This window comes from Alteriqipengyuania sp. (assembly GCF_964222115.1).
GTDB lineage: Bacteria > Pseudomonadota > Alphaproteobacteria > Sphingomonadales > Sphingomonadaceae > Alteriqipengyuania.
Genome location: NZ_CAXQBM010000018.1, coordinates 1 through 5874 on the forward strand (window position 1 = coordinate 1; position 5874 = coordinate 5874).

Annotated in this window: 5 protein-coding genes and 1 tRNA gene; 3 read left to right on the forward strand and 3 right to left on the reverse strand. The window is 65.0% G+C overall.

Annotated elements, in window-relative coordinates:
• Nucleotides 1-235 precede the first annotated feature (235 nt).
• Nucleotides 236-1465 (reverse strand): dihydroorotase family protein, encoded by a 1230-nt coding sequence (locus ACEQXE_RS03250; RefSeq protein ID WP_370177491.1) that lies wholly within the window; start codon nucleotides 1463-1465, stop codon nucleotides 236-238.
• Between the two features lie 10 nt (nucleotides 1466-1475).
• On the reverse strand, nucleotides 1476-2519 hold the full coding sequence (locus ACEQXE_RS03255) for an aspartate carbamoyltransferase catalytic subunit (protein ID WP_370177492.1): 1044 nt from the start codon (nucleotides 2517-2519) through the stop codon (nucleotides 1476-1478).
• Nucleotides 2520-2664: 145 nt separating this feature from the next.
• On the opposite strand from ACEQXE_RS03255, the gene sppA reads away from it, so the two are divergent.
• The 3 genes from sppA (at nucleotide 2665) to ACEQXE_RS03270 (ending at nucleotide 5651) form a co-directional block, all read left to right on the forward strand.
• Entirely contained in the window at nucleotides 2665-4551 is a 1887-nt protein-coding gene (gene sppA / locus ACEQXE_RS03260; RefSeq protein WP_370177493.1) for a signal peptide peptidase SppA, read from the forward strand.
• Nucleotides 4552-4631: 80 nt separating this feature from the next.
• A tRNA-Val gene (locus ACEQXE_RS03265) sits at nucleotides 4632-4706 on the forward strand.
• A gap of 255 nt (nucleotides 4707-4961) precedes the next feature.
• Nucleotides 4962-5651, forward strand: coding sequence for a response regulator transcription factor (locus ACEQXE_RS03270; protein ID WP_370177494.1), 690 nt, complete (start codon nucleotides 4962-4964; stop codon nucleotides 5649-5651).
• A 15-nt stretch (nucleotides 5652-5666) separates the two neighbouring features.
• Here ACEQXE_RS03270 and ACEQXE_RS03275 read toward each other — a convergent pair.
• A partial coding sequence (locus ACEQXE_RS03275; protein ID WP_370177495.1) for a hypothetical protein occupies nucleotides 5667-5874 on the reverse strand: 208 nt, incomplete at its 5' end.

The following is a 5874-nucleotide window of genomic DNA, read 5'->3' on the forward strand; positions in this document are numbered from 1 at the left end:
CGCGTCCAGCGCACGCGCAGTATGCTCTGCGGTGAAGGCCAAGGGCCAGGGCTGCATTGCATGGGACGAAAGCAGGCCGCTGCCCGGAACGCTCGACTCCGGGCGTCGCGTCGCCAGCCGATAGACAGGCACCTCCTTCTCGGACCGTTCGTGGTGAGCCTGTCGAACCGCGAACGGCGCGCTGTGTTCGCCCTTCGACAAGCTCAGGACGAACGGCTTTAGCCGAGCGCACACGTCAGTCGACCCTGACGCCGCCCTTCCATAGCCCCAGAACCCGGCCCTGCATGGGCTGGCCGTCGAACGGCGTATTGTCGGCGGTCGCGGCCATCTTGCGCCGGTCGACCACCCACGGCTTTTCCGGATCGACCAGCGCGAAATCGCCTTCGTAGCCTTCGCGGATCGCCCCCGCTTCCACGCCAAGCAGACGCGCCGGAGCCCCTGCCAGCAGGTCGAATGCGCGGGCCATGTCGATCACCTCGTCGCGCACCAGCGTGAGCGTGGTGGAGAACAGTGTTTCTGCTCCCGCCATCCCCGGTTCGGCGTCGCTGAAGGGCAGCCGCTTGTCCTCCGGCCCGCGCGGGTCGTGCCCGCTCGAGATCACGTCGATCGTCCCGTCGGCGATGGCCGCGATCACCGCGTGGCGATCCTGTTCGCTGCGCAAGGGAGGGGACAGGCGTCCGAAAGTGCGGAAATCCCCGATCGCAAGGTCCGACAGCATGAAATGCGCAGGGGTTACCCCGGCGCTGACCCGCAGCCCCTCGGCCTTTGCGGCGCGTACCAGATCGAGCGCGGCGGAGGTCGTCACCTGACGGAAATGGATATGCGCACCGGCCATCTCGGCCAGCGCGATGTCGCGTGCCACCGCAAGGGCTTCGGCTTGCGGCGGCGCACTCGGCAGGCCGAGCCGTGTGGCCATCTCGCCCGCCGTGGCGACTGCCGAGCCGACCAGCCCGCTATCCTCCGCATGGGAGACCACCACCAGATCGAGCATCGCGGCATAGCGCAGCACGCGCAGCATCACGCCGCTGTCAGCAATCCACTGCCGCCCTGTCGCGATGCCGCGGCCGCCCGCTTCGCGCATCAGCGCAACCTCGGCCAGTTCGCGCCCTTCCAGCGCGCGGGTCGCAGCGGCGAGCGGATGGACCCAGAAATCGGGCTTCCCGCTCTTGGCGATGTAATTGACCCGGCTCGGCAGATCGAGCGGCGGGGACTGGTCGGGCATCAGCGCCGCGCGCGTGATCCCGCCGAAATGGAACGCGGGCTTGTCCACTGCGAACACGCCGAAATCGACGAGGCCCGGCACCACCAGCGCCCCTCTCGCATCGATCACCTCGTCATCGGATTGCGCATTGCCCGCGCCGACCTGCGCGATCGCACTCTCGACGATCCGCACCACCCCTTCCACGATCCCGTCGGGCGTAACGACCCGCCCGTTGACGATGGAGATCGGCCTGCCCTGCTTCATCGCTGCGCCCTCACTGCCACTGGCCCCGTCCCAGTGGACCTTCCCAGCCTGGTAGCCCACGCGCGCGGCGGGTCAGCACGTCGAGGCACGCCATCCGCACCGCCACGCCCATTTCCACCTGCCGGGTGATGATCGAGCGGTCGAGCATATCGGCCACATCGCTGTCGATCTCTACCCCCCGGTTCATCGGGCCGGGATGCATCACCAGCGCATCGGGCGCAGCGCGCTGCAATCGCTCCTGCGTCAGGCCATAGAGATGGTGGTACTCGCGCTTGGAGGGGATGAACTGCCCGCTCATCCGTTCGGCCTGGAGGCGCAGCATCATCACCACGTCCGCACCTTCCAGTGCGGCATCGAAATCGACGAAGGGCTCCGCACCCATCATCTCGATCCCCGCAGGCATCAGTGCAGGTGGCGCGCAGACCCGCACGCTTGCCCCCAGCGCTTGCAGGCACAAAATGTTCGAGCGTGCGACGCGGCTGTGGGCGATATCGCCGCAGATCGTGACGGTGAGGCCGGTGAAATCCTCCGCACCCTCGCCCCGCTCGTCCAGCGCATGGCGCAGCGCCAGCGCATCGAGAAGGCCTTGTGTGGGATGCTCATGGCTCCCGTCGCCCGCGTTTAGCACCGGGCAGTCCACCTTCCCGTCGATCAGGTCGACCGCGCCGCTGGAGCCGTGGCGAATGACGATGGCATCGGCGCGCATCGCATTCAGCGTGATCGCGGTATCGAGCAGGGTCTCGCCCTTCTTCACGCTCGACTGCGCGGCGTGCATGTTCACAACGTCCGCGCCCAGTCTTTTGCCCGCGATCTCGAAGCTGAGCAGCGTGCGGGTGGAGTTTTCGAAGAAGGCGTTGATGATCGTCATCCCCGCCAGCAAGTCGCAATGCTTGTCCGGCTGGCGATTGAACTCGACCCACTGTTCCGCCTCGTGAAGCAGGTAGAGAATCTCGTGCCGTTCGAGCTGGGCGATGCCCGTCAGGCTGGGGTGCGGAAAGGCGTGTCCGCCCGCGGGGAAGCGAGAGGAGCCGGAAGGGGGACCTGCTGATGCCATTAAAGCCATGTCCCTAGTCGAGCCATGTTGACCGCTCAAGCACATTCGGCTGGCAGGGTCGCGATTGCATCGTTAGGCGTGGAAAGGTGAGTCTCGTGGGCCGAAAATTGGCCCGAGCGACCAATGAACGACAAGGGGCATGTCGATGGAATTTGCGAAAAACGTCTGGAAACTGCTGGTAGCGATCAAGGACGGCCTGTCGCTGGTTTTCCTGCTGCTGTTCTTCGCACTGCTGTTCGCCATACTCACCGCCCGGCCCAACCCCGCAGCGGTCAAGGAAGGCGCGCTGGTTCTCAATCTCGATGGCTTTATCGTCGAGGAGAAATCTCCCATCGATCCCTTCGCTACGCTGTTCTCCGGTCAGGCCCCGACCGGGGAGCACGATGTGCAGGAAGTGGTCCACGCCCTTGAAACCGCAGCCGATGACGACCGGATCAAGGCGGTCGTGCTCGACCTGCGTACATTCCTCGGCGCGGGCGCCGTGCACCTGCGCGAAGTCGGCGAGGCGCTGGACACGGTGAAGGCGGCGGACAAGCCGGTGCTCACTTACGGCACAGCCTATACCGATGACGGCATCCGGCTCGCAGCGCATGCCAGCGAAGTCTGGCTCGATCCGCTCGGCGGTGCGCTGATCGCGGGCCCTGGCGGCAACCGCCTGTATTACGGCGAACTGCTCGACAAGCTGGGCGTCAATGCGCGCGTCTACAAGGTCGGTACCTACAAATCCGCGGTGGAGCCCTATCTCGGCAATTCGATGTCGGGCCCTGCGCGCGAGAACGCCCAGGCGCTCTACGGCGAATTGTGGAGCGAGTGGCAGGCGCGCGTGAAGAAGGCGCGGCCCAAGATCGATATCGACCGCGTTTCGCAAACTCCGGCGCAATGGATCGCCTCTGCCGATGGCGATATTGCCGCAGCGGCCAAGTCGGCAGGGATCGTCGACCAGCTTGGCAGCTGGACCGCCTTTGGCGAGCGGGTCGCCAAGATCGCGGGTGAGGACAAGGGCAACAAGGCCCCCGGCGCCTTCGCGCAGACCGACCTGGCGACGTGGCTGGCGGACAACCCGTTCGACCATGATGGCGACGCGATCGGCGTAGTGACCATCGCAGGCGAGATCGTCGATGGCGAAGCAGGACCCGGCACCGCCGGTGGCGACCGGATCGCCAAGCTGCTCGATGATGCGCTCGACGACAATCTGAAGGGCCTCGTCGTGCGGGTGGATTCACCGGGCGGCTCCGTGCTCGCATCGGAAGCGATTCGCGAAGCGATCCTGCGGCACAAGGCGATGGATATCCCGGTGGCGGTCAGCATGGCCAATGTCGCGGCGAGCGGCGGCTACTGGGTCTCGACCCCGGCGGACCGCATCTTTGCCGAGCCCGAGACCATCACCGGCTCCATCGGCATCTTCGCCGTGCTGCCGACCTTCGAACGCCTGGCCGACGACTGGGGGGTGAGCGCCGATGGCGTCGCCACGACGCCGCTTTCCGGCCAGCCCGATTTTGTCGCCGGGTTCAATCCGGAGACCGAGCAGATCCTGCAAGCCTCGATCGAAAACGGCTATGATCGTTTTCTCCGTCTTGTCGCGCAGTCCCGCAAGAAAACCACCGCCCAGATCGACGAAATCGGCCAGGGTCGCGTGTGGGACGGTGGAACCGCTCGCCAGAACGGGCTCGTCGACCAGTTCGGCGATCTCGACGACGCGCTGGCATGGGTGGCCGGACAGGCAGAGCTGGAAGAAGGCGACTGGCACGCCAGCTTCCTTGGCAGCGGGGAAGACGAATTCCAGACGCTGCTGAGCCAGATTCTCATCGGCGACGATGCGCGGAATGCGGGGGGCGACCTGTTCGCGGTGACGGCTCGCCGGCAGGCCGAAACGCCCGCCCGCATCGCACGCGATATGCAGCGCCTGATCGAAGCGCCCGGCATGCGTGCCTATTGCCTCGGCTGCCCCGAACAGCCTGCAGCCGTGCGCCAACCGCGCACGGGCAGCAGCGATGGCTGGTTCGCGGCGATGGTCCGCGCCCTTGCCGACTGAACGGGTCGATTAAAGCGCTTGCACTGATCGGTCTGGATTGGCAAAGGCGCGCCTCGGCCCATTCCGAGCAATGGCGTGCCGGGCGCGTAGCTCAGTGGTAGAGCACACCCTTCACACGGGTGGGGTCGCAAGTTCAATCCTTGCCGCGCCCACCATCTCTTCAGCATTCAGGAGAGATGATCGAACTGGTCAGAGCTCGCGCCTTGATAATATCCCGCAGATAAAGGCGTTGAGGAACAATCGCTTGAGGGTAAACTTGCCGGAATAAGGTGACGCAGCTTGCAAAGCGTCATCGCCCAGCAGCTTTACATCCGTATATTCTTCCGCATGATCGCGTGGTCCAAGTGTGAAATGGAGGACATTCCCGACGGTCGGGGAGCGAGTCCTTCCCGATCGGGGCACTGACAATCGTGAAGCCACCAACCGCCAACGGACACGGCCTTGCCGATCCCCAGTCGATTGCGATTGTGGACGATCACCGGATGTTCCTGACCGGTCTCACCATGATGCTCGAACGACAGGGCCAGGGGCTGAGGGTGGCACCCTACGAATGCCCGCTGGAACTGATCGAGCAGCTGGAAAGCGGCGTGGCCTACGATCTGATCGTCTGCGATCTCATCATGAGCCGGATGAATGGCCTCGCATTTGTCGACGCGATCCGCCGGTCGCACGCGATCCCAGTGCTGATCCTGTCGGGCATCAACACTGCCCCCCCGATCTCCGAGATGCGCAAGCTCGGCGTGGTCGGTTTCGTCCACAAGTCGGAAGACGACGCCGTACTATTCAAGGCGATCAGCGAGGCCTTGGCCGGAAGAACCTTCTACCGGCTTGGCGAAAACGGTGAGGGCGAAACTGCCGTGGGGGATTTCGGTCGCCAAGTGGAGCTCGCTGGCGATACGGGCGCGGTACCCAGCCTATCCCCGCGCCAGATGGAGGTGCTGCAATTGCTGGCCGGGGGCGCGACCAACGCCGAAATCGCGGACACGCTTTCGATCAGCAGCAATACCGTAAAGTCGCACCTCAAGGTCATTTTCGACGCGTTTCGTGTGACCAAGCGGACATCCTGCGTGCGCGCCGCGCGCGCCGTGGGTGTGATCTAACTCCGTATCGTCACGCTAGCTGCCTTCCGGCTCGGGCATCGCGTCGCACCCACCCTCCAGGATCAGGCGAATATCCTGCGGATCGACCGGCTTGTTGAGGCAGATGATGCCCTCCCGCGTCGCCCGCTCCACAGCGCCTGACACGTTACCCCCCATCAGGATTGCGGGCAGGTCTATGTTGCACTCTTCGCGCAGGGCCGCGATCGTTTCGAGGCCATCGTCC